The sequence below is a fragment of the Hymenobacter sp. 102 genome (assembly GCF_049949205.1).
In the GTDB taxonomy this organism is placed as follows: Bacteria; Bacteroidota; Bacteroidia; order Cytophagales; family Hymenobacteraceae; genus Hymenobacter.
This window is the reverse complement of sequence record NZ_CP188172.1, coordinates 3,214,117-3,239,753: the sequence shown is the minus strand read 5'-3', so window position 1 is coordinate 3,239,753 and position 25,637 is coordinate 3,214,117. Positions and strand designations below refer to the sequence as shown.

General features: G+C 59.5%; 23 protein-coding genes. 12 read left to right on the top strand and 11 right to left on the bottom strand.

Translation table 11 applies throughout. From position 1 onward, the window contains the following. Positions 1-79 precede the first annotated feature (79 nt). The 5 genes from ACN19L_RS13885 to lipB form a co-directional block, all read right to left on the bottom strand. On the bottom strand, positions 80-895 hold the full coding sequence (locus tag ACN19L_RS13885) for a uroporphyrinogen-III synthase (RefSeq protein ID WP_426490098.1): 816 nt from the start codon (positions 893-895) through the stop codon (positions 80-82). A 74-nt stretch (positions 896-969) separates the two neighbouring features. Further along, entirely contained in the window at positions 970-2,157 is a 1,188-nt protein-coding gene (locus ACN19L_RS13880; protein WP_426490097.1) for a DUF4271 domain-containing protein, read from the bottom strand. Positions 2,158-2,175: 18 nt separating this feature from the next. After that, positions 2,176-3,249, bottom strand: a complete 1,074-nt coding sequence (locus tag ACN19L_RS13875; RefSeq protein WP_426490096.1) for an MraY family glycosyltransferase — start codon at positions 3,247-3,249, stop codon at positions 2,176-2,178. 63 nt (positions 3,250-3,312) lie between these two features. Beyond that, positions 3,313-3,729, bottom strand: a complete 417-nt coding sequence (locus ACN19L_RS13870; protein WP_426490095.1) for a hypothetical protein — start codon at positions 3,727-3,729, stop codon at positions 3,313-3,315. Between the two features lie 13 nt (positions 3,730-3,742). Then, positions 3,743-4,537: a lipoyl(octanoyl) transferase LipB gene (lipB, locus tag ACN19L_RS13865; RefSeq protein ID WP_426490094.1), complete on the bottom strand. Its 795-nt coding sequence runs from the start codon at positions 4,535-4,537 to the stop codon at positions 3,743-3,745. A 102-nt stretch (positions 4,538-4,639) separates the two neighbouring features. On the opposite strand from lipB, the gene ACN19L_RS13860 reads away from it, so the two are divergent. Then, the gene (locus ACN19L_RS13860; protein ID WP_426490093.1) at positions 4,640-4,999 is read left to right on the top strand and encodes a YraN family protein; all 360 of its coding nucleotides are present in this window, start codon (positions 4,640-4,642) and stop codon (positions 4,997-4,999) included. Between the two features lie 69 nt (positions 5,000-5,068). Here the strand turns inward: ACN19L_RS13860 and ACN19L_RS13855 are convergent, their stop codons facing one another. The 3 genes from ACN19L_RS13855 to ACN19L_RS13845 all read right to left on the bottom strand — a co-directional run bounded on the left by ACN19L_RS13855 (position 5,069) and on the right by ACN19L_RS13845 (position 8,637). Further along, positions 5,069-5,902: a toxin-antitoxin system YwqK family antitoxin gene (locus tag ACN19L_RS13855; protein ID WP_426490092.1), complete on the bottom strand. Its 834-nt coding sequence runs from the start codon at positions 5,900-5,902 to the stop codon at positions 5,069-5,071. A gap of 288 nt (positions 5,903-6,190) precedes the next feature. Continuing rightward, positions 6,191-8,023: a molecular chaperone HtpG gene (gene htpG / locus ACN19L_RS13850; RefSeq protein WP_426490091.1), complete on the bottom strand. Its 1,833-nt coding sequence runs from the start codon at positions 8,021-8,023 to the stop codon at positions 6,191-6,193. A gap of 146 nt (positions 8,024-8,169) precedes the next feature. After that, on the bottom strand, positions 8,170-8,637 hold the full coding sequence (locus ACN19L_RS13845) for a hypothetical protein (protein WP_426490090.1): 468 nt from the start codon (positions 8,635-8,637) through the stop codon (positions 8,170-8,172). 554 nt (positions 8,638-9,191) lie between these two features. On the opposite strand from ACN19L_RS13845, the gene ACN19L_RS13840 reads away from it, so the two are divergent. The 10 genes from ACN19L_RS13840 (at position 9,192) to ACN19L_RS13795 (ending at position 19,610) form a co-directional block, all read left to right on the top strand. Next, complete coding sequence (locus ACN19L_RS13840; RefSeq protein ID WP_426490089.1) at positions 9,192-9,539, top strand: hypothetical protein; 348 nt, start codon at positions 9,192-9,194, stop codon at positions 9,537-9,539. 159 nt (positions 9,540-9,698) lie between these two features. After that, positions 9,699-12,137, top strand: coding sequence for a TonB-dependent receptor (locus ACN19L_RS13835; protein WP_426490088.1), 2,439 nt, complete (start codon positions 9,699-9,701; stop codon positions 12,135-12,137). A gap of 72 nt (positions 12,138-12,209) precedes the next feature. Further along, on the top strand, positions 12,210-12,773 hold the full coding sequence (locus ACN19L_RS13830) for a hypothetical protein (RefSeq protein ID WP_426490087.1): 564 nt from the start codon (positions 12,210-12,212) through the stop codon (positions 12,771-12,773). Between the two features lie 264 nt (positions 12,774-13,037). Next, entirely contained in the window at positions 13,038-15,488 is a 2,451-nt protein-coding gene (locus tag ACN19L_RS13825; protein WP_426490086.1) for a TonB-dependent receptor, read from the top strand. A 111-nt stretch (positions 15,489-15,599) separates the two neighbouring features. Next, a complete protein-coding gene (locus ACN19L_RS13820; RefSeq protein WP_426490085.1) occupies positions 15,600-16,538 on the top strand; it encodes a cation diffusion facilitator family transporter in 939 nt (312 codons plus the stop codon). A 6-nt stretch (positions 16,539-16,544) separates the two neighbouring features. Beyond that, the gene (locus ACN19L_RS13815) at positions 16,545-16,874 is read left to right on the top strand and encodes a hypothetical protein (RefSeq protein WP_426490084.1); all 330 of its coding nucleotides are present in this window, start codon (positions 16,545-16,547) and stop codon (positions 16,872-16,874) included. 37 nt (positions 16,875-16,911) lie between these two features. Further along, on the top strand, positions 16,912-18,177 hold the full coding sequence (locus tag ACN19L_RS13810) for an MFS transporter (protein ID WP_426490083.1): 1,266 nt from the start codon (positions 16,912-16,914) through the stop codon (positions 18,175-18,177). A gap of 76 nt (positions 18,178-18,253) precedes the next feature. Next, entirely contained in the window at positions 18,254-18,631 is a 378-nt protein-coding gene (locus tag ACN19L_RS13805; protein ID WP_426490082.1) for a hypothetical protein, read from the top strand. A 111-nt stretch (positions 18,632-18,742) separates the two neighbouring features. Then, positions 18,743-19,192: a DUF6526 family protein gene (locus tag ACN19L_RS13800; protein ID WP_426490081.1), complete on the top strand. Its 450-nt coding sequence runs from the start codon at positions 18,743-18,745 to the stop codon at positions 19,190-19,192. 115 nt (positions 19,193-19,307) lie between these two features. Continuing rightward, a complete protein-coding gene (locus ACN19L_RS13795) occupies positions 19,308-19,610 on the top strand; it encodes a DUF4286 family protein (protein WP_426490080.1) in 303 nt (100 codons plus the stop codon). 70 nt (positions 19,611-19,680) lie between these two features. Here the strand turns inward: ACN19L_RS13795 and ACN19L_RS13790 are convergent, their stop codons facing one another. From ACN19L_RS13790 to ACN19L_RS13780, 3 genes are all read right to left on the bottom strand, one after another. Beyond that, positions 19,681-20,184 (bottom strand): N-acetyltransferase family protein, encoded by a 504-nt coding sequence (locus ACN19L_RS13790; RefSeq protein WP_426490079.1) that lies wholly within the window; start codon positions 20,182-20,184, stop codon positions 19,681-19,683. 139 nt (positions 20,185-20,323) lie between these two features. Beyond that, the gene (locus ACN19L_RS13785) at positions 20,324-20,554 is read right to left on the bottom strand and encodes a hypothetical protein (RefSeq protein ID WP_426490078.1); all 231 of its coding nucleotides are present in this window, start codon (positions 20,552-20,554) and stop codon (positions 20,324-20,326) included. A 172-nt stretch (positions 20,555-20,726) separates the two neighbouring features. Then, complete coding sequence (locus ACN19L_RS13780) at positions 20,727-22,904, bottom strand: prolyl oligopeptidase family serine peptidase (RefSeq protein ID WP_426490077.1); 2,178 nt, start codon at positions 22,902-22,904, stop codon at positions 20,727-20,729. Positions 22,905-23,101: 197 nt separating this feature from the next. Here ACN19L_RS13780 and ACN19L_RS13775 point away from each other — a divergent pair, with 197 nt between their 5' ends. Beyond that, on the top strand, positions 23,102-25,516 hold the full coding sequence (locus ACN19L_RS13775; protein ID WP_426490076.1) for a TonB-dependent receptor domain-containing protein: 2,415 nt from the start codon (positions 23,102-23,104) through the stop codon (positions 25,514-25,516). Positions 25,517-25,637: the final 121 nt, after the last annotated feature.

Here is a 25,637-nt window from a genome sequence, read left to right as displayed (position 1 = left end):
ATAACCACCCGTAACTAAGATAACGAAAAGACAAGAGGAAACAGAAATCTGTTTCCTCTTGCCTCAGATAAATAGCGGGTTACTTGTTTTTCTTTTCCTTGGCCAGTTCCGCGCCATGATGGTGACGGATATAGGCTTCGATGGCACCCGTCATGGAAGGTGCATTGGGCTGGGGGGCTTCTATGTCCAGTTCCAAGCCTGCATCCTTCACTGCTTTGGCAGTCGTGGGACCAAAAGCGGCGATTCGGGTGCCGTTCTGCTCAAAATCCGGGAAGTTGATGAACAGTGAGCTAATGCCGGAGGGACTGAAGAAAGCAATGCAATCGTATTTCACATCCGACAAATCCGACAAGTCGCTGGCAACGGTGCGGTAGATGACGGCTTCGGTGAATTTGAAGCCGTTGGCGCGCATAAACTCGGGAATGTCATCCTTGCGAATGTCCGAGCAGGGATACAGAAACTTCTCGCCTTTGTGCTTTTTGATTACTTCAAAAAGATCAACGGCCGTGCGCTGGCCCACGAAAAGCTTGCGCTTGCGCAGTACGATGTACTTTTGGAGGTAATTAGCGGTCTGCTCCGAAATGCAGAAATACTTCATTTCGGCGGGCATTTCAATCTTGGCTTCTTGGCAAATACGGAAGAAATGGTCCACCGCATTTCGGCTGGTGAAGATGACGGCCGTGTGCTCCAGGATGTTTACTTTCTCCTTCCGGAAATCCTTATAGGAAACCGGCTGCACCTCAATGAACTCCCGGAAATCTACCTTGATACCGTATTTATCCGCAATGGAAAAATACGGTGATACATCGTTGGAAGGTTTAGGCTGGGTGACCAGGATGCTGGAGATGCGCTTGGCGTGACGGCCCGTCCCCGGTTGGTCTTTGCTCTCGGCCATAGGTAAGGAAAGTGGGTAAGTCTAAGGCAATAAGGGGGCGTTGCAGGTACTACCGGACGAAACCGGCAGAAGGCTTAGTAAGTGAAAACGATCAGCTTGAGCAGAATGATCAGCGGAATTACTTCCGTGGCGCAAAGGTACGAAAACAAATGCAGATTCAGGAGGGAGGTTTTGTGATGAAGTGTGCGCCCAACCCGCAATACCGTTCCAATCAACATCAAGGAAACCACTCCGTTGGACACCCAGAGCACGGTTTCGGGGAGGCGCTGATTGAGGCCCAGATACAGGAGCATCACAACTGGTAAAAACAGCCCCATAGACAGGATGGTGCGAATAAATTCCCGGTACTGCAGGGTAACCAGTTCGGTCACATCGAAGATATAGCCCATCAGTTCCAGAAACAGATACTTCCCAAGCACAAACCCGGCTACCAGTGCCGTGTACAGCAGCACCCGCACCACAATGGCGGACTCCGCCACGTCGAACAGTCGCCGCAGAATCACGATGCTTTGAACATTGGTGTGAATAGCTACCAGAAGCAGCGCAAACGACAGGGAAAAGAGCAGTACCAAGGCCAAGTTGAGCCAGGTAAGCGTAGGTTTAACGAGGAAATCCTGCTCGGCCGTAGCTTTGCTCCATAGTCCATCCACCTGATAAATGCGCACGAAACCGGGCTGATAGGTGGCGCGCAGGGCCCCATAGCAAAGCCCAATCAGCAGCAGAAACCCCACGAATACGTTTTGCCCCTGGTGCCCTCGCAGGCGGGGCTGGGCCCCCGCCGGTCCGGGCGTCAGGCGGCTGGCGTCCGGAGATTTCACAACGGGGGCCGTGTTGGTGAATGAGGCTAAGTTTGGCAATGCATCCGGCTGCCAGACGCACAGCAGATGGGACCCGGCTGAGCTACCGGCTGGCAGAAGGGCAGCCAGATCTATTGTGTAGGGCGCGGTTGTATCTGCACTAAATACCAGCCGATTATCCAGAAACAGGCTCAACTTCTCGCGAGCCGTGAAGCTAATGCGCAACGGTTTACCCGGCCGAATGGAAAGCCACTGGTAATAGGCGTGAGTGGGGGTGTGATAATCGGGCAGGTACAGAATCAGTCGATTCCGGGGAGCATCGAAAATCAGCCAGTCGGCAGTGAGGCCGGCCCGGGGGGCGGGCGGCAGAGGGCGGTACTCAGCAGCGGTGGCCGCAAGGGCGGGCCACAGGCTCACCACCAGCAACCATACAACCCAGACCCGAAGGCGCCAGCGGATACGCACTATTGCGGAGGTTAATGCTTACGAGGCCACCCGTTGCCGCTCGGCCCGGCTATGGTACACACCCAGAAACACGCTCAGCAGCAACGAAAAAGCAATCAGCGTGATGATGAGCAGGGTGTTGCCGAGGTAGGCGAAGTTGATGACGAACAAAATCACCAAGATGTTGAGCAGTCCCAGCAGCAGCACCGTACCAATTTGCTGGAATCCCATGGCCAGAATCCGGTGGTGAACGTGGTTTTTATCAGGGGAGAACGGGGAGCGGCCGGCCATCATCCGCACAATAAACACCCGCAGCGTATCGAATAAGGGCACGAACAGCACCCCTACTGCAACTGAAGGCGCCGAAGAGCCGAACGGCTGCCCCACTTTCAAGCCCATCTCAATGAACTGAATAGTGAGAATTGACACGATGAAGCCACATACCAGGGAGCCGGTGTCGCCCATAAAAATATTGGCTTTGTGAAAGTTGTAGCGCAGAAAACCCAATAGCCCGCCGATTACGCATACGGCCACAAATACATAGCTCTGAAACTCGGGGCCGCCGTAACGGAAGAAGTAGTAACCGAACGTAGCGCAGATGATGAGTACGATGCTGCCCGCCAAGCCATCTAGTCCGTCGATGAGGTTGATAGCATTGGTGATGCCCACAATGGCAAAAAACGTGAAAGCATAACTAATACCGATAGGCAATTCATTGATACCCAAAATGCCCTGAAAACTGGTGATGCGCACATCGGCCATAATCATGACAATGCCGGTGGCCAGTAGTTGGCCCACAAACTTTTTGGAGACGGAAATACTCACCAAATCGTCTTTGAGGCCCACAAAAAACAGCACGATGCAGCCAGCCAACAGTTCCTGTATACCGTTGCGGATGTGCAGGGGTGCAAAAATGGTCAGGGCCGACATGAACCCCGCAAACACGGCTACGCCGCCCAGGCGCGGCGTCAGCGACTCATGCACGGTACGCGCGTTGGGCGTATCGAGCATATTTTTCAGGTGGGCAACGTAAATGATGGACGGAACAGCGAATAATGCCACTAGAAACGCCCACAAAAAGGACAAGCCCAACTGAATTTCGAGTTTACTCATTGTGGTTCGGCAGTTTTGAATCAGGCCCGGGCATCTGTACTCCGCAGCCGTGCAAAGATACGATTAGCTGTGTAGTACGCCGGGCTGATTCAGCAGCGCAATGGGAGTAAGATTTTCCTCCACGATGGAATCGGGCACGAAGATGAACTTCTTGTCAAACACCTGAGCTCCGACGTAATAGCTCACCCAATATTGGTTGTTCAGGTGAAATAGGGCCGGATCAATTGGCTCAATGGGTGTGGCCGTTCGGGGCATCACTTCGGGCAGGGAATGCCGGAGCGTGGAGGTGCGCACCGGGGATCCTTCGGCGTTGGTACCGTACCCGTTGGAGCTGACGATGACGTTCTGCAGCGGAAAATCGCTCTGGTTGAGCAGATACACCAGCCAGCCAGGTTGCCCTTCAGTGGTAGCGGCCCGCTCATCGGGCACAATAGCTACCGAAACGCCTTCTACCGGCTCAAATGCAATATCCTTTTTCATGCAATTAGGTACGCTATACAAACTCGGCCCCAAACAGACGGGCCAGGTGGGGCAATAACCGTTCCTGCACTTCGGCTATCGGTACTGGGCGGCCCAACTCCGCCTGCAGCGAGGTGACGGCTTTATCGGTGATACCGCAAGGAACAATGTGGCCAAAGTAGCTCAGGTCGGTGTTCACGTTCAGGGCGAAGCCGTGCATGGTTACCCAGCGGCTGCACTTCACACCCATTGCGCAGATTTTGCGCGGATTGGCCGCACCCTCTTCAAAATCGAGCCAAACTCCGGTAAGCCCGGCAATGCGGCCGGCGCGGACGCCATAATCAGCCAGCGTGCAGATAATGGCCTCCTCCAGCAACCGCAGGTAACGATGAATATCGGTGAAGAAGTTGTCGAGGTCGAAGATGGGATACCCTACCAGCTGACCGGGACCATGGTAAGTAATGTCGCCACCCCGATTGATACGGTGGAATGTCGCAGCATGCGCGGCCAGGCCCGTCTCATCCAGGAGCAGGTGCTCGGGCTTGCCGCTTTTGCCCAGCGTGTACACGTGCGGATGCTCGCACAGCAGCAGGTGGTTGGGGGTGGCTTCCGGAGACTGCCCGGCTGCGGCTGCGTCGCGGTTGCGCGTTTTTACGGCCAGCGTTTCGGCCAGCAACTGCTCCTGCAGGTCCCAAGCAGGCTGATACGCTACCATTCCAAGGCGCTGCACATGCACGTGCCGGTTCTGGCTGGCCGAAGCCGGCGCAGCGGCCGGCTCCGTACCGGCCCCGGGCTGGGTCGGGCTTACACAGGCGGAATAAGTATTCATATCACGAAACAGATGAAGCGTTGCCGCACAGAAACACGCAAAGGTACTAGTTTTGGGCCCAACGGCCCGCTGGTTTCCGGGGCCTTCCTGTTCATCGTGCCCATGCGCCCCCCTGCCCACCAACTTGGTACCGCCGGCGAAGCTGCGGCTCTGCAGCACCTGCTGGCCCTTGGCTACGAGCTAGTACAGCGCAACTACCGCTTCCGCCGGGCTGAAGTGGATTTGATAGTGCGGCGGGGCAACCAGCTACTGGTGTTTGTGGAGGTGAAAACGCGCTCCTCCACCCACTATGGGTACCCGGAGGAGTTCGTAACGGAACGGAAGCGGCAGCTGTTCCGGCTGGCCGCCGAGCAGTTGCAGGAAGAGCTAAGTTGGTCCGGCGACATCCGATTCGACATTATTGCCCTCTCCCCCACCGCCTCTGGGCTGCGCTTAGAGCATTTTGAGGATGCGTTTTGGTGAAACAGAGAAGTTGGATGTTCATCCTGCGCGGCTGGCGCACTCAGAACATCTAACTCACCACGCCACTATTTACCGCCGGCTGCCGGGGCGGGCCGTATCGGGCTTGTCCCGGTTGTCAAGCTTGTCTTTCTCGTAGATGAGCACCCCGTTGCGGTTATACTCCTTCACCAGTACGGGCTCAGTTATCTCCGGCTCGTAGCCCGATTCGCCGTACTCGTACTCGTAGCGGAGGCGGTTGCGGGTGTTGCGGAAGCCCCAGTACTGATCCCAGGTACCAATGCGCTTACCGTTCTCAAACTGACCCGACCACTCCAGCTGCCCGTTTTCGTTGTAGCGCACGTAGTCGCCTTCCAGCTTGCCGTTGAGGTAAGGAATAACCTCTTTCACCTGTTTCTGCCCCCCGTCGTAGTACGTGATGTTGGCATCCCGTGGGAAACCCATTTCGTAGTGTGTTTTGGAAACCAGAATATTGTCGCGGGTGAATTTCTCCCAGCGCAGGTGGCGCGTACCCAAGGCGAAGTAGCCGGTTTCTATCACCTTGCCGCCCTGCAGCATTTTGTATGGGCCATGCAGCACCTTATCGGTGGTGGGGGTAAGCTCAGTGTTGGCTTTGAATATTTTACGCTTGCGGGGATTGAAGTAGTAGCGGGCCGGAGCGTAAGGATTGGGCTGCTGGAAGGTGCGCAGGTAGTAGAATATTTCCACCCGCTGGTTTTTGCCTTTAGGCCCCGATTTCACATACCCTTTCTTTATTCGCTCGCCCATGAAGATACTTTTCTTCTTCTTAGGCTTCCGCTGGGCTGCTTTCTCCTTTTCCTTGGCCGCCCGCTCCTGCTCCTTCGTCATGCTCACGCGCTTGGCTACCAGCGAGGGGGTACCGGCCGTATCGGCGGCGGTGGCCAATGTATCGGCCGAAGCAGAAGCTACCCCGGCGTCAGGGCGGCTATTGAAGGAAACTGTTTTGTGCGAGCAAGCTCCAACCAACAGAGCCCCGGACAATAGAAGAAACAAACGCAGCGGACGCATCAAAGTAGCAGGCAGGATTCGGAGCAACGAACGTAAATATAGAGGGATTTGGTGCCCGGGCCCGGCAGAATCAGCCCAGCTGCACCAGTCTCCAATACAGCAAAACCCCAGCAGCCAACGCTACCAGGGTTTTGTACCGCTTTGTACTTTACAGACTTTCTAAGACTACTCCGCCGCCAGCAAATCAGCACTGCGCTTCACGAAGGCCGTTAGTGCCTCGCCTTTCAGCATGCCCTGAGCCAGCAACGCCAGATCAAATGCCTGCCGGGCTAGTTTACCACCGGCTTCACCTTCAGCCTTCAGCACGCGCTGAGCTACGGGGTGGTTGGCATTCACGCTCACGGTGTAGGTATCGGGCAGAGAGCCGAACATCTGCATGCCGCCGCCCCCACCGGCCCGCTGCATATCCTTCATGCGGCGCATGAACTCGGGCAGTGTAATGATAACCGGCGCATCCTGGGGCGAAAGGGCCTCCACCTGCACGTGCATGTGCTCGTTGCTGACGGCTGCCTTAAACAGGTCCTGCAGCTTGGTCTTGTCGTCGTCGCTCAGTACGCTTTCCGGGTTTTCCTCCTTCTCGATGAGCTTGCCCACCGTATCAGCATCCACGCGCTTGAACGTGGTTTTTTCAAGCTTCTGCTCCAGCTGCCCGATGAAGTGCGAATCGAGCGGTCCGTTGAGTTCCAGCACGTCATAGCCCCGGTCCTGAGCCGCCTGCACGAAGCCGTGCTGGGCCTCGGCGTCGGTGGTGTACAGCACAACGGTCTGCTCGTTTTTGTCCTTCTGGTTGGCTTGTACGAACTCCTGGTACTCGGATAGGGTGAACAGCTTGCCAGCTACGTTCTGCACTAGGGCAAAATCCTTGGCTTTATCGTAAAACTTCTCATCCGACAGCATACCATACTTCACAAACAGACCAATGTCGGACCATTTCTGCTCGTAGCCGGCGCGATCCTTACGGAACAGATCACTGAGCTTGTCGGCCACTTTCTTGGTGATGTACTGGTTGATTTTGCGCACGGCCGCATCGGCTTGCAGGAAGCTGCGCGACACATTCAGCGGAATATCGGGCGAGTCGATGACGCCGTGCAACAGCATCAGGAATTCGGGCACCACGTCCTTTACCTCGTCGGTAATGAACACCTGGCGCGAGTACAGCTGAATCTTGTTGCGCTGAAACTGCAGCTCGTCCTTCACCTTGGGGAAATACAGAATACCCGTGAGGTTGAAGGGATAATCCACGTTTAGGTGAATCCAGAACAGCGGAGGTTCCGAAAACGGGTATAACTCCTGGTAGAACTTGGTGTAGTCCTCGTCAGTCAGCTCCGACGGCTGCTTGGTCCAGATGGGCTGCGTCTGATTGATAACCTCGCCCTCGAACTCGATTTCGATGGGCAAGAATTTGCAGTACTTGGTCAGGATACCTTTCAGACGGGCTGATTCCAGGAATTCGTCGGAATCCTCGGCTACGTGCAGCACCACATCAGTACCCCGGTCGGCCTTCTCAGTAGTTTCCAGGCTGAACTCAGTACTGCCGTCGCACACCCAGTGGGCGCCCTCTGTGCCTTCCTTATAGCTCTTGGAGAAAATTTCCACCTCCCTGGCTACCATAAAGGCAGAATAGAAGCCCAAGCCGAACTGACCGATGATCTGATCTTTGGCCGCAGCATCCTTCTCCTTGTACTTCTCCACAAATTCGGTGGCACCGGAGAAGGCAATCTGGTTGATGTACTTCTTGATTTCCTCGGCCGTCATGCCCAGGCCGCGGTCCGAAATGGTGATGGTGCGGGCCGCTTTGTCCACGCTTACTTTCACCTTCAGCTCGCCCAGTTCACCCTTGAACTCGCCCAGCTGCCCCAGGCTCTTCAGCTTCTGGGTAGCATCCACGGCATTGCTCACCAACTCACGCAGAAAAATCTCGTGGTCAGAGTACAGGAACTTCTTGATGATGGGGAAGATATTCTCGGTATGAATCGAGATGCTACCTTTCTCTTGCATAGCGGATTAGGAAGAAGTGAGTGAAAAACAGAGTCAGCCGTTTTGCCAGCTTCAATTCTGGCTCTACGCGGTTACACTCGTGTTCAAACGATGTTCCAATCCCATTTTGCTGTCAGTTTGGCAGCGTTGGCTACTCCCTACGCAATCTACCCGGCCCGGTCGAGCCGGGACGGCTGTCCGCCCCGGAAATGTCGCTGCCACTCTCTTTCCAGGCGCTCAACCAGCGGGGTATCAGCGGCGGTAAGCCAGTCGAGAGCAGCCGGCACATCGGAGAAAAACTGAATATCGGCCCGGATGTGGCGTCGGCCGTCGGCTAGCACACTTTCTACTACCAACTGGTTGTGCAGGCTCACGGGCAGCACCAGTGCCACCTCCTGTACCTGTAGCGCCGCAAAGCGGGGCAGCCAGTTTTCACTCAGCCAAGCCTGCTCATCAGTGCCTACCAGCGGCAGGTGAGACACATCGGCCAGCCACCGCGTTACGTGGTAACGGCGCGACTCGTGGAGCAGGTGCTCAAAGGCTGCCTGAAAGCTTCCGGTAGTGAGGGAGCCATGCCAGTCCCAGCGCAAAAGCTGCAGAGAAGGCTCTAGTTGGGTTAGAAGGGAATTGAACACACGCACCATGCAAACCAGAACCAGCCGGCAGTGGCTGGTCAGTCAGCAAAAATACCTGATCCTCAGTGCGCTACTTCCGCTCTTTCGCCCGTTCAGCCCATATCCTCGCCCAACCAGGCTATTTTCCGGACCGGTTTCAGGCTGCGGTTTGTACGGGAAGATGTAGTGCAGGTGGATCTGTCGCGGGCGTGAGGCTACGCCCAACGCCTAACCGCGCAGAGGCCAGTGGTCGGCTATTCCGATAGCCGAAGCATCCTGGCCGATAATTGAAAGGCAATTTTGCACTACCCCTCATACAAACAGGTGGTCGGGGGTAATGAGTGCGCTCTTGACGGTGGCCGGACGCAGTAGCTGCGCTACTTGGCGCAGTATTTTGGCAGTCAGCTTTTTCATCAGTGATTATCAAAAGTAGTACGCCGCAAAATTCGGAGGCTGCCGTTGCCTGAGCGTTGCGCATGGGTTATGCTTGTGTGATGCCCGAATTTTTTCCGGATGGGAAAATGAAGCTTTCGGTTTTCCGGCTACCTTTGCTTCTGTTCGACACATTGTTGCAAATGCAGACTCTTCGTACCCGGCTGGCTTTTGTACTGCTCCTGTGCTTTGCGCGGGTGCTGCTGCCGGACACGTGGGTACTGGCGCTGCACCACCACGCGCACACCACTGAGGAGCCCACGCAGGCTATTGGCTGGCCCAAGGGCAAGGCCCTCGTATCGGCCAAGCACCAGCACTGCGACGCGGATCAGTTTTTTAAGTCGGCCTTCGAACCAGCCCCGGCGGAACACGCCACCCCGGCCCGGCCCCGGCAGTTTGCCGTGGCTCCGGTACCGGCGGCGCTAGCGGCGGCGTGGTTGGCCCGCAGCTTCGCTACCCCCGACCTGCGCGGCCCACCGGCCCGGGCGTAAGTGCGGTAACCTTTCCTGTAGGAGCAAGCCCGCCCCCAATGCGTGGGCGGCAGTGCAGTTGATAATGAGTGGTTGATACCGGCCGGAGCCTGCCCGCTCCTGGTTTGGTAACGGGAAGGGTTGGTTTAGAGCAGAATCGGGCAGATTCTCTTTTTTCGTATGTTTTTTCGTGCTCCGGGCCGTTCCCGGGGCGGCTGGGCTGGTCTCGCGCTGGCGGTAGGGCTGCTGTGCGCGCTACCCCGGCTGCTGTGGGCCCAGGCCCCGCCCCCCGCGAACTGTGCCCTGCTGCTAAGCGGCCGCGTACTCGACCATGAGTCGCGCACGGCGCTGACGGGGGCTACGGTAGTGGTGCTGGAAACCCGGCAGGCCACCCAGACCGAGCCCGACGGCCATTATCACCTCGACAACCTCTGTCCCGGCACCTACCACGTGCAGGTCAGCTTCGTGGGCTTTGCCCCGGAGGTAGTGGAGATGCGCCTGACCGCCGCCGCGTACCGGGACTTTCGCCTCCATCCTGATGCCGTGGCCCTGAAAGGAGCCGTGGTGAGCGGGCAGCGGGTGGCTCCTCCCATAACGCAGGCCGCTACCACCCTTACCGAACAAGACCTGCAGCAGACCCGGGGCCAGACCCTGGGCGAGGCCCTGCAGAAAGTAAACGGCGTAACGGCCCTGCAAACCGGTCCCGGCATCTTCAAGCCCATGATTCATGGGCTGCACTCCAACCGCGTGACCATTCTTAACAATGGCGTGCGGCAGGAAGGCCAGCAGTGGGGCCAGGAGCACGGCCCCGAAATAGACCCGTTTCTGGCTTCTCAGCTTACGGTAGTAAAGGGTGCGGCCAGTGTGCGCTATGGTTCCGATGCCATTGGGGGCGTGGTGCTGGTGCAGCCCCGGCCCCTGCGCGACTCGGCTGGCACGGGCGCGGAGCTGAACCTGGTGGGTATGAGCAACAACGGGCTGGGCGCGGCCTCGGGAATGGTGGAGGGTAACCTGCGCCGCCTGCCGGCCCTGAGCTGGCGGGCCCAGGGTACGCTGCGCAAAGCCGGCACCATGCGGGCCCCGGGCTATTATTTGAAGAACTCAGGGTTTGAGGAAGCCAATTTCTCGGCCAGCGTGGGCTGGCGCACACCCACCTATGGGACTGAGGTATTCTACAGCCAGTTCAACACCCGCATTGGTATTCTGCCGGCGGCGCACGTGGGCAACCAGCAGGATTTCCTGCTGGCCGTGAGCCGGGACCGGCCGCTGGAAACCAGCGGCTTCAGCTACGCCATTGAGCGGGCCTACCAGCAGGTGCAGCACCAGGTACTCAAGTTCACGGGTTTCGTGAAAACGGGTAATGCCGGCCGCCTCAGTACCACCGTGGCCCAGCAGGTGGACGGGCGCGACGAATACGACAAGTACCGACCCCGCAACGACAACCGCGCTGCCCTTAACCGGCCGGCCCTGAGCTACACCAACCGCACCAGCACCGCCGAGCTGCTGTGGGAACACCGCCCCTGGCACGGCTTTACAGGCAGCGTGGGGCTGGCGGGCACCTACCAGTTCAACCGCTACGCCGACGGCAGCCGACAGTTTATCCCGTTCTACACCAACTATGTGGGTGGTCTGTTTTGGCTGGAGCAATGGCAACAGGGCCGCTGGCTGCTGGAAGGCGGCTTGCGCCTGGACCGGCGCGATTTGCAGGTGAAGCGCGCTACCCGCGAGGGTGGCGTATTTGGAGTGGAGGAATCCCGCTTTCAGTACACTACGCCGGCCGCCTCGCTGGGGGCCGTGTACGACGCCTCCACCCACCTCACGCTGCGGCTGACCTCGGGCCTGACCCGGCGTGCCCCCGCCCCCAATGAACGGTTCAGCGACGGGGTGCACAACGCGCAGTACGAACTGGGCTACGACCTGGTGCCCGGCAACGGCTCGGCCGTACCGGAAACCGCCCTCCACCTGGGCCTCACCGCTACTCTGCACGACAACCCGCGCCTGAACGGGGAGCTGACCGTGTACCAGACGCGCATTCAGGATTTCCTGTACCAGTCGCCCATTCTGCCGCCGGTGGTGAACATCCGGGGCGTACTGGCCAGCTGGCAGTTCCGGCAGACGGACGCTACGCTGCGGGGGGTCGATTTGAGCGGCTCCTACGCGCTGGGGCCGCAGTGGCGGCTGGGCGGCAAGCTGGCCGTGGTGCGCGGCCGGGACACCCGCCAGGATGAATGGCTGATTTTTATGCCTGCCGACCGGGCCGAGCTGAGCCTGCGCTTTGCCCCCGCCACCCGCGCCGGCAGCCGGCTACGGAACAGCTACGTGCAGGTGCTGGGCACCGGCGTGAACCGCCAGACGCGCGTACCGCCCAACTACGCCGAGCGGGACTACCGCCTCCCCCCGGCTGGCTACGGCCTGCTGGGCCTGGAGGCGGGCACTACCCTGCGCTGGGGCCGCCTGCCGCTGGAGCTGAGCGTGGCCGGCGCCAACCTGCTCAACCAACGCTACCGCGACTACCTGAACCGGTACCGCTACTTCGCCGACGAGATGGGCCGCAACGTGACGCTGCGCCTGCGGGTGCCGCTGGAGTTTGGCCGCGCCACTGCCTCAAAAACGCCTTAGCCAACATCTCCGCTACTTTCCACTCATCACCTTTCATTTCTTCCCCCTTCACCCCAGTTACCCTCTGAAACCATGAAAAACCTGCTGTTCCGCTCCGCTTTCCTGGCCGCCCTGGCCGCCGCCCCGGTTTTCTCCAGCTGCTCCGACGACAACGAAGCGCCCACCCCCGACGAGGAAAACGAGCAGATCACTACTCTGCGTTACGAACTGACCCCCACCACCGGCGGGGCAACCCTCACGGCCCAGTACCGCGACGTGGACGGCGACGGGGGCGCGGCCCCGGTAATTACCGGCCTCACGCTGGCTCCCAACACCACTTACACCGGCAAGCTGGTGCTGCTGGATGAAACCAAGAACCCGGCCGAGAATATTTCGGAGGAGGTAAAGGAAGAGGCCGACGAGCACCTGTTTCTGTTCGAAGCCACCGGTGCCAACGTTACCATCACGCGCACCGATAAGGACAAAAATAACCTGGAAGTAGGCCTTGACACCCGCCTGCAAACCGGCGCGGCCAACGCCACCGGTACCACCGGCAACCTCAAAATCACGCTGCGTCACCAGCCCGGCACCAAAAACGGCACCGCCACCCCCGGCGATACTGACGTGGAAGTAAACTTCCCAACGGCAGTGAGATAGTAAAACGGTGCAGTGGCGATTTAGTGATTCAATGGCAAGCTGCGGCTGATAGTCCTGACACTTCATAACTCCACTTTTCACTACTTCACCTGTGATATCAGGAGGGGCTGGCTGCAAACGGCCTCTCCACCAATTTCTCCCTTTTGGTTGTGGAGATGCTCCAGGAAGACACCGGCTGCTGGCCGGTGTTTTCTTTTGTTGCGGGCCGAATGCAGCCCGGCACCGGGCTTTTCCGTTCATTGCCAGCAAGTAATTTGCGTTTCTATGTCCCGACCTCTCCTCACTGCCGGTCTGCTGCTGCTGACTGCCCCTGTACTCGCCCAAACCCTACCCACGGCCCCAGCTACCCCAGCCCGACCTGCACGCGTAGCGGCCGCCCCCGTTACCGGCCGGGTAACTGATGCTGCCTCCGGCGAGGCGCTGCCCGGCGCTACTGTGGTCTTCCCGGACCTGAAGCAGGCCACCGCCGCCGATGCCGAGGGCAATTTCCGCTTCAGCAACCTGCCGCGGGGGCGGTTCCTGATGCAGGTGCGCTTTGTGGGCTACACCACGCTGGTGCGCACCGTGGATACCGGCGCCGGCGCGGCCCTGGAGGCCGCCCTCACGCCCGCCGAAACCGAAATCGGGCAGGTGGTAGTCACGGGCGTGTCGGCCAGCACGGAGATGCGCCGCTCGCCGGTGCCTACCTCGGTGGTGGACCAGACCCGCCTGCGCCAGACGGCGGCCACCAACGCCGTGGACGCCCTGGCCCACACGCCCGGCCTCAACCAGATTACCACCGGTGCGGCCATCAGCAAGCCCATCATCCGGGGGCTGGGGGCCAACCGCGTCATCACTCTCAACAACGGCAGCAAGCAGGAAGGCCAGCAGTGGGGCGACGAGCACGGCATCGAAATCGACGAGTATAGCATCGACCGGGCCGAAATTATCAAAGGCCCCGGCTCCTTGTTATACGGCTCCGACGGGCTGGCCGGCGTTATCAACTTTCTGGCTCCCGACCCAGTAGAGGACGGCCGGATTCTGGGCTCCGTAACGGCTAACTACCAGACCAACAACTACCAACAGGGGTACTCGGTATGGAATGCGGGCAACCTCAACGGCTTTAACTGGCAGGTGCGCGGCTCGGGCAAAGTAGCCGCCGACTACCGCAACCGCTACGACGGCCGGGTGTACAACTCGGGTTTCCGGGAGTTGAACGGCAGCGGCTACGTGGGGCTCAACAAAAGCTGGGGCTACTCCCACCTCACCGTCAGCTCCTTCAACCAGATACTGGGGCTGATTGAGGGTGAGCGGGACAGCACTACGGGCCGGTTTCTGCGGGTGAATGGCCTGGGCGAAGAGCAGGTGGTAACCGGCAGCGGCTTCTCGGGCTACGGCCTTGATGTGCCCCGCCAGCAAATCAACCACCTGCGCATCGGCACCGACAATAACTTCATCCTGGGCCAGCACCGCGTGACCCTGAACGTGGGCTGGCAGCAGAACCTGCGTCGGGAGTTCGGCAACCCCGAGGACTACTACGAGAAGTCGTTGTTTTTCCAGCTGCGCACCGTGGATTACGCCCTGCGCTGGTTTTTGCCCGAAGTGAAGGGCTGGAACACCACCGTGGGCACCAGCGGCATGTGGCAGCAGAACCGCAACAAGGGCGTGGAATTCCTGATTCCGGCCTACCAGCTCTGGGATGGGGGCCTGTTTGGCGTCACGCGCCGGAGCTTCGGCAAGCTCGACCTGAGCGGCGGTCTGCGCTACGACGTGCGCCGCATTACAGCCGAGGCCCTGTACCTGGGCCCCGACGAGCAGCCGGTGCCCGGCGGGCAGGGCGAGGAGAAGTTTCCGGGCTTCCAAAGCACTTTCCGCAACGTAAGCGGGAGCGTGGGCGGGGCCTACAGCCTCAGCGAGAAATGGCTGTTGAAGGCCAACGCTTCCCGCGGCTTCCGGGCCCCCAACATTGCTGAGCTGGGCTCCAACGGCATCCACGAGGGCACCGTGCGCTACGAAATCGGGGAGCCGGACCTGAAGGCCGAAACCAGTTTTCAGCTGGATGGGGGCCTGAGCTTCACCTCCGACCACGTGAGCCTCTCGGCCGATGTGTTTCGCAACCGCATCAGCAACTACATCTTCCCCCGGGCCCTGAGCACGCCTACCGGCCAGGATTCGGTGTCGGCCGACGGTGACCGGGTATTCCGCTACGGGCAGGGCGACGCGCGGCTGGCGGGCGGCGAGCTGAGCCTCGACCTGCACCCCCACCCGCTGGACTGGCTGCACTTCGAAAACTCATTTTCGATGGTGCGGGCCGTGCAGCTGAACCAGCCCGCCGGGCAGCGCAACCTGCCCTTCACCCCCGCCGATAGGCTGCAGTCGGAGCTGCGGGTGAATTTCCGGAAGGTGCGCAACTCGCGGCTGCGCAACCTGTATGCCCGCGGCGCAGTGGAGCACAACTTCCGCCAGAACCGCATCTTCTCGGCCTTCGACACCGAAACCCGCACGCCCGGCTACAACCTGTTTAACGCCGGCGTGGGCGCCGACGTGGTTTCGGGCAAGGACCGTACGCTGTTCTCGGTGTACCTGGCGGCCAACAACCTGTTTGATGTTGCGTATCAAAACCACCTCAGCCGCCTGAAATACACGGCTATCAACTACACCACCGGCCGGCAGGGCGTGTTCAACATGGGCCGCACGGTAAGCGTGAAGCTGGTGGTGCCGTTGTCGTTTAAATAATTTCCCCGCAGTGCAGCGCAGTGGCAGGCGCAGGGTTTCGCGGTGTCGTTCTGATGCCAGCACACTGCGAGACTCTGCGCCTGCCACTGCGCTGCACTGCAAGAAACCGATATGCCCCACGACCACGCCGGACACGACCACGCCCACCATCACCACGGCCCGCCCGCCGATGGCAACTTCGGCCGGGCCTTTGGCTGGGGAATTGCCCTAAACCTGCTGTTTGTAGCGGGTGAAGCTGCGGGCGGGCTGTGGGCCAACTCCTCGGCCCTGCTCTCCGACGCCGGCCACAACCTCTCCGACGTGCTGAGCCTCGCCCTGGCCTGGGGTGCTACCCTGCTGGCCAAGCGCCGGGCTTCCGAGCAGTACACCTATGGCTACCGGGGGGCCACCATTCAGGCGGCGCTGCTGAACGCGGCGCTGCTGTACTTGGCGCTGGGCTTTATCCTGTGGGATACCATCGACCACCTGCGCCATCCGGCCCCGGTAAACGGCCCGGTGGTGATGGGACTGGCCGGGCTGGGCATCCTCATCAACGGCTTCACGGCCTGGCTGTTCCGGAGCGGACAGAAGGGCGACGTGAACGTGCGCGGGGCCTACCTGCACATGCTCACGGATATGCTGGTGTCAGTGGGCGTGGTGGTGGGCGGGGCGCTGGTGTACTTCACCGGCTGGCTCTGGCTCGATCCGGCCATCAGCTTTATCATTCTGGCCGTGGTGGGCTATAGCTCCTGGGGGCTGCTGCGCGAAACCGTGCGGCTGGGCCTGCAGGCGGCTCCGGCCGGTATTGAGGTAGCGGCTGTGCGCCGCTGGCTGCTGGCCCGCCCCGGCGTCACCGGCCTCCACGACCTGCACATCTGGCCCCTCAGCACCCAGGACACCGCCCTGACGGTGCACCTGGTGCGCCCCAGCGGCGCAAACGGCAACCAGTTCCTGCGCAACCTCCAGCACGACCTCCAACACGAGTTCAACATCCGCCACTGCACCGTACAACTGGAAGACGAGTTCCCGGCTATGGGTGCCCACGGCTGCTGCGAGGAACAAGCGTCATAGTAACCTGTGGAACGAGAATACAGACGCACTCTGACCGACGACAGTCTCCAGCTTGTGGGGGTGCTGGAGGGCTATTGTCCGGTACAGGCAGAAGGCACCGTTGCTTCCCAGCCCTTCTATTTCCACGCCCGCTGGCACGAATGGAGCTTCTCCGTTTCCGAAACAACCAACGTTAGCGCCGTGGATATGGCGGCCATGCTGCAAGCAGATGCCTTCGGGTTTCAGGCCACTGGTGCGACGGCCGAAACAGATGATGCGGGCTGGATGGAGTTTGATGAAGCGGAAAGAATCATCAAACAGTGCAGCCGGCAGTATCTGAAGTTGAAGAGCAAGTAAATCTTCGTAATCTGCGGGTCCCAAATTCCCTTCCCGCATGAATACTGCTACACCCACTTCTCCCCCCAAAACTACCGGCCTGCTCAGCGCCATTGTGGTGGTGGCCGCCCTCGGCTACTTTGTGGATATCTACGACCTGATTCTGTTCAGCATTGTGCGGGTGGAAAGCCTGAACGCGCTGGGCATCACAGATCCTGGCCAGGTTACCAGCCAGGGCCTCTACCTCATCAACATGCAGATGGGCGGCATGCTGCTCGGCGGTATTCTGTGGGGGGTGCTCGGCGACAAGAAAGGTCGCTTGTCGGTGCTGTTCGGCTCTATCCTGATTTACTCGCTGGCCAACATTGCCAACGGCTTCGTGCAAACGGTGGAGCAGTACGCCTGGCTGCGGCTGATTGCCGGCATCGGGCTGGCCGGGGAGTTGGGCGCGGGTATCACCCTGGTATCAGAAACCCTGCCCAAGGAAAAGCGCGGCTACGGTACCATGATTGTGGCCACCGTGGGCGTATCGGGGGCCATGCTGGCTTACTGGGTGGGCGCAAAGTTCGGCTGGCGCAATGCCTATTTCGTGGGCGGCGGACTGGGGCTGGCGCTGCTGGCGTTGCGGGTGGGCGTGTACGAGTCGGGCCTGTTTGAGCAGGCCAAAAAGAGCGAGGTGGAGCGGGGCAACTTCTTTGCCCTGTTCACCAACGGCCCGCGCCTGGCACGCTACCTCAAGTGCCTGCTCATCGGGGTGCCATTGTGGTTTGTGGTGGGCATTCTGATTACCCTCACCCCCGAGTTCGGGAAAGCCCTGGGTATTACCGGGCCGGTAACGGCGGGCCTGGGCGTGTTCTGGTGCTACTTCGGGCTGGTGTTCGGCGATTTTGCCAGCGGCACGCTCAGCCAGCTGCTGCGCAGCCGCAACCGGGCACTGCAGGTGTTTCTGGTATTCTGCGCCGTGATAGTGGGCGTGTACCTCTTTGCCATTCGCGGGGCGTCGCCCACCGTGTTCTACGCCGTGTGCTTTGTACTGGGCATTGCGGTGGGCTTTTGGGCGCTGTTTGTGACGGTGGCGGCCGAACAGTTCGGCACCAACCTGCGGGCCACGGTGGCTACTACGGCTCCCAACTTCGCCCGCGGCTCGGTGGTGCTGCTGGTGCCCATCTTCCAGTACCTGGCCGCCGTCCTGGGCCAGCCCGGTGCTCCTGACCGCATTGGGGCCGGGGCCGTGGTGGGGGGCGTGTCGCTGCTGATTGCCTTCTGGGCCGTAAGCACATTGCCCGAGAGTTTCGGCAAAGACCTCGACTACGTGGAACAGTAAGTTGGGCATCTGGGCAAACCCTTACCGCCGAGCTTCGTACCAGGGGCGGATTTCCCATCGAAATCCGCCCTTTTCTATGAAAAAGATTCTTGTTGTAGTAGCCGTGGCCGCCCTTGCCCTGAGCGGCCGCCACGCCCAGGCCCAGGTAGTCGATTCGACGCAGGCCCGCCTGCAGATGCAGCAGCAGCGCGCCGCCGATGCCCAAGCCACCCTCAATGCCCGCAAGCAGGAAACGGCCGCCACCCGCAGCAGTGTTGACCAGACCAAAGCGCAGCTGCGCGACCAGGAAAACGCCATGCGGGAGCAGAAGCGGCAGATGAAAGAGCAGAAAATTGAGCTCAAGCGCCAGCAGGATGCTGCCAAGGAAGCCCGTCGGCAGGAAGCGGCGGCCAAGCAGGCCGCCCGCGACGAGAAACGCAGAGCCCGCGAAGCCCGGCAAGCTTCCAAAATGTAACCACCCTACTGCCTGCCGGCCATTTCCCCCTCGTTGTCAAAAACTCCGGCCTGTGGTCGGAGTTTTTGCGTACTCCCCCTATTCCGCTTTCACTTTCATCCTTTCTTCTCAATGGCCGAACAACCAACCAAGAATACCCCCATGTTTTATCCCTGGCACCATTTTGTACTGGTGCCCGCCGCCCTTATCCTCGCCGGCTACGGCATCCGGCGCTACCTGGATGTGGCCGGCTCCGACGACGAAATTTCCCGGCTGTGGTTTACGGTGATGGGGCTGGGCATTGTGGGCCTGGGGGCATTGGTGATGATGCGCCAGCACTACGCGCTGCAGCTGCAGGACCGCCTGATCCGGCTGGAGGTGCGGCAGCGCTACTTTGAACTTACCGGCCACAGCCTGCGCCCGCTTGAAAATCAGCTCCAGCTCAGCCAGATTCTGGCCCTGCGTTTCGCCGGCGACGAGGAGCTGCCCGGCCTGGTACAGACCGCCATTCGCGAACAACTCAGCTCCAAGGATATTCAGGCCCGCATCCAGGACTTTCAGTTTGACCACCTGCGGGTATAAAGTTGAGAATCACGGGCGCAGCCGAAATCCGAGGACATGGATTTTTTGGCCGACTTTTGTGTTAGCCTTTCTCGGCCCCTGCCAGCAGCAGCATCTTACCTCAGCCCCCCAAACCATGATTCTATACAACGTCACCACCAGCCTCGACCCCGAAATTGAAGACCAGTGGGTGAGCTTTATGCAGGACACGCACATCCCGGAAGTAATGGCTACGGGCTTTTTTGTGAAAAGCCAGCTTTGTCGCCTACTCAATGAAGAAGATAACGGCATTACTTACGCCGCCCAATACTACTGCGTCAGCCTCGATCAGCTGGAGGAGTACCAGCAGGTAGCTGCCCCTGCCCTGCGCCAGGAAGTGGAGAAGCACTTTGCCGGCCGCTATGCCTCTTTCCGCACAATGCTGGAAGTGGTGGAATAGCCTGACCCGATTGATGCTTTCACGGCTGTCATTCCGAACAAAGCGCGGAATGACAGCCGTTTTGCTTTTGCTACCCTTGCTGCGCGGCGGCCTCGGCGGCCGGATGGCAGGCGTAGGCGTGCAGTTGCTCATAGCTGAGGTTGCCGTTGTCCCATTCGGGGTCGAGGTGGGCACCCATTTTTTTATAGAAGCCAATAGCAGGCTCGTTCCATTTCAGCACCTGCCACTTCATCCGGTTGGCACCCGTACGCCGGGCCTCGGCTACCACGGCATCAAACAGCTGCCGGCCCAGGCCAGTGCCGCGCTGATTTTCTGTTACTACCAGGTCCTCCAGAAACAGCATCCGGCCTTTCCAGGTGGAGTAAGCCGTGTAGTACAGCGCAATACCGACGATGATACCCGCTGCATCCTCGGCCACGAAAAATCTGAAAATCGGCTCCGGTCCGAATCCGTCGCGCTGCATATCAGTCAGCGTGTTGGTGACCTCCTGAGGGGCTTTTTCGTATTCGGCCAACTCCTGAATCAGGGCCAGCACCTGCGGCAAATCGGCCTCCCGGCCCCGGCGAATGTTCATGGTAGAGTGAGTAGTGGGTAGTGGGTAGTGAGTCGTGAAGGTACAGGGGGTGATGGGGGCTGACGTGCGTTTCGGGAAAGAAAAATGAGCAACAGCCCGGGGCCGTTGCTCATTTTTCACTCTGCAGTGCTGATTGCAATTACATAACCGGCTGCATCTTTTTGATGTCTTCGGTAGCATTTGCAGCGTTGATTTCACGGGTGGCGGGGTTGGCCGGAGCCGTTTTGCCGCCGGTAGTATCGGGAGCAGCCGGAATTTCGGGCAGGGGCTTGGTGGCCATATCTTCCTCCGAGCGCACGTCGGGGTTTTTGCACGAAGTAGCCGACAGCATAGAAACGGCCAACAGACCGAAAAGAAGCGTTTTTTTCATATCAGAAAGCAAAAAGCCAGAAGCAATTACGGGAGTTGCGGCCGCGAAGATACGCCGCGTAGTGCTTAGTGCCTAGTGCTTAGTGCCTAGTTGTGCGTACTTGGTATCTGGTCTGCGTTACCTTGCGCACCTTTCCACTAAGCACCAAGCACTAACCACTAGGCACTAAAGCCTACTTGCCGTACGGGGTAACGCCCATGCTGTGGAAGGCGAAGGACCAGATATCCGCCCACTCCTCAATCTGGAGCTTGGTGCTTTTGCCCGCACCGTGGCCGGCATTTACGTCCACCCGAATAAGTTGGGGTTTGGAACCGTTGTTGGCTTCCTGCAGAGCGGCGGCAAACTTGAAGGAGTGCGCCGGCACCACCCGGTCGTCGTGGTCGGCGGTGGTAATCATGGTGGCGGGGTAGGCCGCCGGCTTCAGGTTGTGCAGGGGTGAGAAGCGGTACAGGTTCTGGAACTGCGTGTAGTTGTCGGAGGTGCCGTACTCGGGGGCCCAGTTCCAGCCAATGGTGAATTTCTGGTAGCGCAGCATGTCCATCACGCCCACCGCGGGGAAGGCCACCCCGCACAGGTCGGGGCGCTGGGTCATGGTAGCGCCTACCAGCAGGCCACCGTTGGAGCCCCCGGCCATAGCCAGCTTTTCGGTGCTGGTGTAGCCCTGCACCTTCAGGTACTCAGCCGCCGCAATAAAGTCGTCGAACACGTTTTGCTTGTTGGGGGTCATGCCGGCCTGGTGCCATTTCTCGCCGTACTCGCCCCCGCCCCGCAGGTTGGGAATAGCCAGCACGCCGCCGTTTTCCAGCCACAGCATGCGCGCCACTGAGAAGCCCGGCGTGAGGGAGATGTTGAATCCACCGTAAGCGTACAGATAGGTCGGGTTCTGCCCATCCAGCTTCAGGCCCTTTTTGTGGGTAATAAACATGGGCACCTTCGTGCCGTCCTTGCTCTTGTAGAACACCTGGGTCGTCACGTAATCCGCCGGTTTCACATCCACGCTCGGCGCCCGGAACACCGTGCTGGTGTTGGTGGCCAGGTCGTACTTGTAAATGGTAGTTGGGTAGGTGAACGAAGTGAAGGCGTAGTACACCTCCTTGGAATCCCGCTTGCCTCCGAAGCCTGAAGCCGTGCCAATGGCTGGCAGGGCTACATCGTGCTTGAACTGGCCTTTTTCGGTGTACACTTTAATCAGGCTGCTGGCGTCCTTCAGGTAAGAGGCTACCAGGTAGCCGCCCACGTGGTCAACGCCTTCCAGCTTCTGCTCGGTTTCGGGCAGCACCTCTTTCCAGTTGGCCTCCTGGGGCTTCTTCGGGTCGATGAGCACTACCCGGTAGTTGGGCGCTTTATAGTTGGTTTGCACCAGTAAATTGCCACCCACGTTGCCAATTACCGAGTTATTATCCTCGTAGCTGTTGATGAGGGGCGTGAAGCTGTTGGCCTGCTTGGGGTCGGTCAGGTCGCGCACCAGCAGGCGGTTGCCGTCGGCTTTGCCATCGGTGAGGTAGAGTATCAGAAACCGCTCGTCCTCGGTGGTACCCACTGTGCGGAAGCCCAGCGCCATCTTGGGGTCTTCGTACACCAGCTTGTCGGCGCTCTGGGGCTTGCCCAGCTGGTGGTAGTATACCTTGTGGTACTCATTTTTGCCGGACAACTGATTTTCGCCCTTCTTCGGCGCATCGTAGCGGCTGTAGAAGAAGCCATCCTTGTACCACGCCGCGCCCGATACCTTTACCCATTGCAGCTCGTCGGTGAGCGGCTGGCGGGTTTTCAGGTCCAGCACTTTCAGCTGCTGCCAGTCGGAGCCCCCACCGCTGGTGGCGTAGGCCATGTGGCGGTGGTCGTTGGAGAAGTACGTGCCCATCAGGGCAGTGGTACCATCAGCCGAAAACTTGTTGGGGTCGAGCAGCAGATCCGGCTGGCCTTCCTGCCCGTTTTGCTGGGTGTACAGCACGGCTTGATTCTGCAGGCCATCATTTTTGCTGAAATACAGCTGATTTCCTTCCTGTTGCGGAATGCCGAACTTCTCGTAGTTCCATAGCTTGGTCAGCCGCTCCCGAATTTTATCCCGGAACGGAATCTGTTCCAGGTAACCAAAGGTAATCTTGTTTTCAGCCGTCACCCAGGCCTTGGTCTCGGGCGAGTCGAGGTCTTCAAGCCAGCGGTACGGGTCGGCCACTACGGTGCCGAAGTAGTCGTCCTTCTGGTCGGATTTTTTGGTTTGAGGGTATTGCACGGAAGCTTGGGTAGGGGTAGAAACGGCCGCGGCGGCCGTAGCCGGGGCCTGCGACTGAGTGGAGCGGCACGAAGCCAGCGCCGCCAGGACTACTACGGGAAGAATAGCTTTTTGCATGGGGTGGGAATAGCGGAAGAAGCGCCGAAGATAGTTGACACTCACTGCAGATTCGCCTTTCCACCTGATTCTTTCACGGCCCTATCACTACTGCTAAGTGTTTCTGTAGCAACATTAAATTTAATTAAGAATTTTTCTAAATAAAATTTCCGCCGTTCCTTTGCACCACTTTAGACCTATTCTAAACAGAACACACCATGTTGAATCTTCGCTCCCTGGGCCTGACTTCTACCATCTTGGCGTGCGCCCTCACGGTGCAGGCCCAGCAAACTACCGCCATTCGGGGCCGCGTCACTACCTCCGATGGCAGCCCGGCCGAGGCCGTAACCGTAGGAATAAAGGGACGGAGCCAGGGAGCCATCACCAACAGCCAGGGCGAATACGTTATTGAGCGAGTACGCCCCGGGCAGTATACGCTGGTGATTTCGGCGGTAGGGTTAAAAAGTGAAGAGAAGGCCGTAACGGTTGAAGCCGGCCAGAGTGCTTCGGTAGATTTTGCCTTGACGGAAAATGCCCAGCAGCTTCGGGAAGTGGTTATCAGCGGCAACCGCACCAACAAATTCAACCGCTCCGCCAGCACCGATGTGGGCAAAATGCCGCTCAGCAACCTGGAAAACCCGCAGGTGTACGCCACCGTGGGCAAGGAGCTGCTTACGGAGCAGGTAGTTTTCACCGTGGATGACGCCACCCGCAACGCCCCGGGTCTGCAGAAGATGTGGGATGCCACCGGCCGCGGCGGCGACGGGGGCGCGTTCTACGCCAGCCGGGGGTTTATTGTATCCAGCCAGCTGCGCAACGGGGTAGCCGGCAACGTAACCAGCGACATTGACGCCATCAACCTGGAGAAGCTGGAGGTCATCAAAGGCCCTTCGGCGACGCTGTTTGGCAGCTCCCTTACCTCCTACGGAGGGCTGGTAAACCGCGTGACCAAGAAGCCGCTCGATACGTTTGGGGGCGAGCTGAACGTGGCGGCGGGCAGCTACGGCTTCCACCGGATATCGGCCGATGTGAACCTGGTGGACGGCAATACGCCCGCCGAGCAGCCCAAAACCCTGGCCTTCCGTCTGAACACGGCCTACACCTACGAAGACAGCTTCCAGAACCAGGACTACCCCGGCTTCACCCGCAACCTGGCCGTGGCCCCGAGCCTGCAGTTCCGCCCCTCCGACCGGCTGACGGTGAACGTGGACGCTGAAATCTACAAAGGCACCAACGTAGGCAAGCAGATCATCTTTTTCAACAGCACTTCCGCCGCGCTGGGCTACGACCGGGCCGATAAAACGCCGCTGAACTACCGGCAGTCGTACCAGGGTGAGGGCCTGACCCAGGATTCGCGCAGCACCAACCTGTTCGGGCAGGTGCAGTACCGGATTTCGCCCAGCATCACCTCCACCACGTACCTGACCAGCAGCCACAGCTTCTCCAACGGCTTCGGGCCCTATTTCTACCTGCAGCCCAACAACCGCCTTATCCGGGCCGACCAATCGACGGACAACAGCCAGCGCACCGTGTTTGAGGCCCAGCAGCTGTTCAACGGCGACTTCCAGCTGGGCAGCCTGCGCAACCGCGTGGTGGTGGGCCTGGACTTTCTGCGGGTAAACTCGGACGTGAACTTCCTGGGTGGCACCTTCGATACCATTTCGCTAGACGCTTCCCGGGCCACCATCCGGGGCTTCAACGGTGCCAGCGTGGCGGCTAAGTATGCCGCCACGGCCCCGGGCAACTACCTGGTTACCACCAAAACCAACACGTACAGTGCCTTCGCATCGGATGTGCTGAACCTGACCGACCAGCTGAGCGTGCTGGCCGCCCTGCGCCTGGACCACTTCGACAACAAAGGCGGGTTGTACTACTCGCCGGTGCAGGCATACTCGCAAACTACTCTCTCGCCCAAATTTGGCTTGGTGTACCAGCCGGTGCCGGAGCGGGTGAGCGTGTTTGCCAACTACCAGAACAGCTTCACCAATCTGGGCGTGTACCTCACCGCCGACGGCAACAGCCCCATTGCCCGGCCCGAGCGCGCTAATCAGTGGGAAGGCGGGGTGAAGCTGGATGCTGCCAATGGCCGCCTCAGCGCCACGGTAAGCTACTATGACATCCGGGTGAAGGACCGGCTCCGCGTACTGGGTTACACCCCGCAATTTGTGGCCATCAGTGCCCAGGACGCCACCCAGCGCAGCAAGGGCGTGGAGGTAAGCGTTATTGCCAATCCGCTGCGGGGCTTCAACGTGGTGGGCGGCTTCTCCTACAACGACTCGAAGTTTGAGAATACGGCCGAGGACGTGAATGGCCGCCGGCCCAACACCGCCTCTTCCCCCATTGTGGCCAATGCCTGGCTGAGCTACCGCCAGCCAGAAGGCATTTTGAAGGGCTTGGGCGCTGGTTTCGGGGGCAACTACGCCAACGAAAACCGCATTCAGAACACCGCCACCAACGTGTTTACCCTGCCCAGCTACACCATCCTCAACGCTTCCCTGTTCTACGACCAGCCCAAGTACCGGATTTCGGCCAAAGTGGACAACCTTACCGATAAGCAGTACTGGACCGGCTACACCACCATGAACCCCCAGAGGCTGCGCAGCATTGTGGGTAGTGTAGCCTACAAGTTTTAGTCTTTACCGGCTGTCATCCTGAGCTGGCGAAGGACCTTATTACGCTTGGGCGGTTCTTGTAACAACTCGTTCCAGCATGGTAAGGTCCTTCGCCAGCTCAGGATGACAGAGCCATTTTTCC

What these genes read in the sequence shown, in the direction of transcription:
- ACN19L_RS13885 (WP_426490098.1), bottom strand. Translation starts at nt 895, where the DNA reads ATGGCCGAGAGCAAAGACCAACCGGGGACGGGCCGTCACGCCAAGCGC.
- ACN19L_RS13875 (WP_426490096.1), bottom strand. Translation starts at nt 3,249, where the DNA reads ATGAGTAAACTCGAAATTCAGTTGGGCTTGTCCTTTTTGTGGGCGTTT.
- ACN19L_RS13870 (WP_426490095.1), bottom strand. Translation starts at nt 3,729, where the DNA reads ATGAAAAAGGATATTGCATTTGAGCCGGTAGAAGGCGTTTCGGTAGCT.
- lipB (WP_426490094.1), bottom strand. Translation starts at nt 4,537, where the DNA reads ATGAATACTTATTCCGCCTGTGTAAGCCCGACCCAGCCCGGGGCCGGT.
- ACN19L_RS13860 (WP_426490093.1), top strand. Translation starts at nt 4,640, where the DNA reads ATGCGCCCCCCTGCCCACCAACTTGGTACCGCCGGCGAAGCTGCGGCT.
- htpG (WP_426490091.1), bottom strand. Translation starts at nt 8,023, where the DNA reads ATGCAAGAGAAAGGTAGCATCTCGATTCATACCGAGAATATCTTCCCC.
- ACN19L_RS13840 (WP_426490089.1), top strand. Translation starts at nt 9,192, where the DNA reads ATGCAGACTCTTCGTACCCGGCTGGCTTTTGTACTGCTCCTGTGCTTT.
- ACN19L_RS13835 (WP_426490088.1), top strand. Translation starts at nt 9,699, where the DNA reads ATGTTTTTTCGTGCTCCGGGCCGTTCCCGGGGCGGCTGGGCTGGTCTC.
- ACN19L_RS13830 (WP_426490087.1), top strand. Translation starts at nt 12,210, where the DNA reads ATGAAAAACCTGCTGTTCCGCTCCGCTTTCCTGGCCGCCCTGGCCGCC.
- ACN19L_RS13825 (WP_426490086.1), top strand. Translation starts at nt 13,038, where the DNA reads ATGTCCCGACCTCTCCTCACTGCCGGTCTGCTGCTGCTGACTGCCCCT.
- ACN19L_RS13820 (WP_426490085.1), top strand. Translation starts at nt 15,600, where the DNA reads ATGCCCCACGACCACGCCGGACACGACCACGCCCACCATCACCACGGC.
- ACN19L_RS13810 (WP_426490083.1), top strand. Translation starts at nt 16,912, where the DNA reads ATGAATACTGCTACACCCACTTCTCCCCCCAAAACTACCGGCCTGCTC.
- ACN19L_RS13805 (WP_426490082.1), top strand. Translation starts at nt 18,254, where the DNA reads ATGAAAAAGATTCTTGTTGTAGTAGCCGTGGCCGCCCTTGCCCTGAGC.
- ACN19L_RS13800 (WP_426490081.1), top strand. Translation starts at nt 18,743, where the DNA reads ATGGCCGAACAACCAACCAAGAATACCCCCATGTTTTATCCCTGGCAC.
- ACN19L_RS13795 (WP_426490080.1), top strand. Translation starts at nt 19,308, where the DNA reads ATGATTCTATACAACGTCACCACCAGCCTCGACCCCGAAATTGAAGAC.
- ACN19L_RS13790 (WP_426490079.1), bottom strand. Translation starts at nt 20,184, where the DNA reads ATGAACATTCGCCGGGGCCGGGAGGCCGATTTGCCGCAGGTGCTGGCC.
- ACN19L_RS13785 (WP_426490078.1), bottom strand. Translation starts at nt 20,554, where the DNA reads ATGAAAAAAACGCTTCTTTTCGGTCTGTTGGCCGTTTCTATGCTGTCG.
- ACN19L_RS13780 (WP_426490077.1), bottom strand. Translation starts at nt 22,904, where the DNA reads ATGCAAAAAGCTATTCTTCCCGTAGTAGTCCTGGCGGCGCTGGCTTCG.
- ACN19L_RS13775 (WP_426490076.1), top strand. Translation starts at nt 23,102, where the DNA reads ATGTTGAATCTTCGCTCCCTGGGCCTGACTTCTACCATCTTGGCGTGC.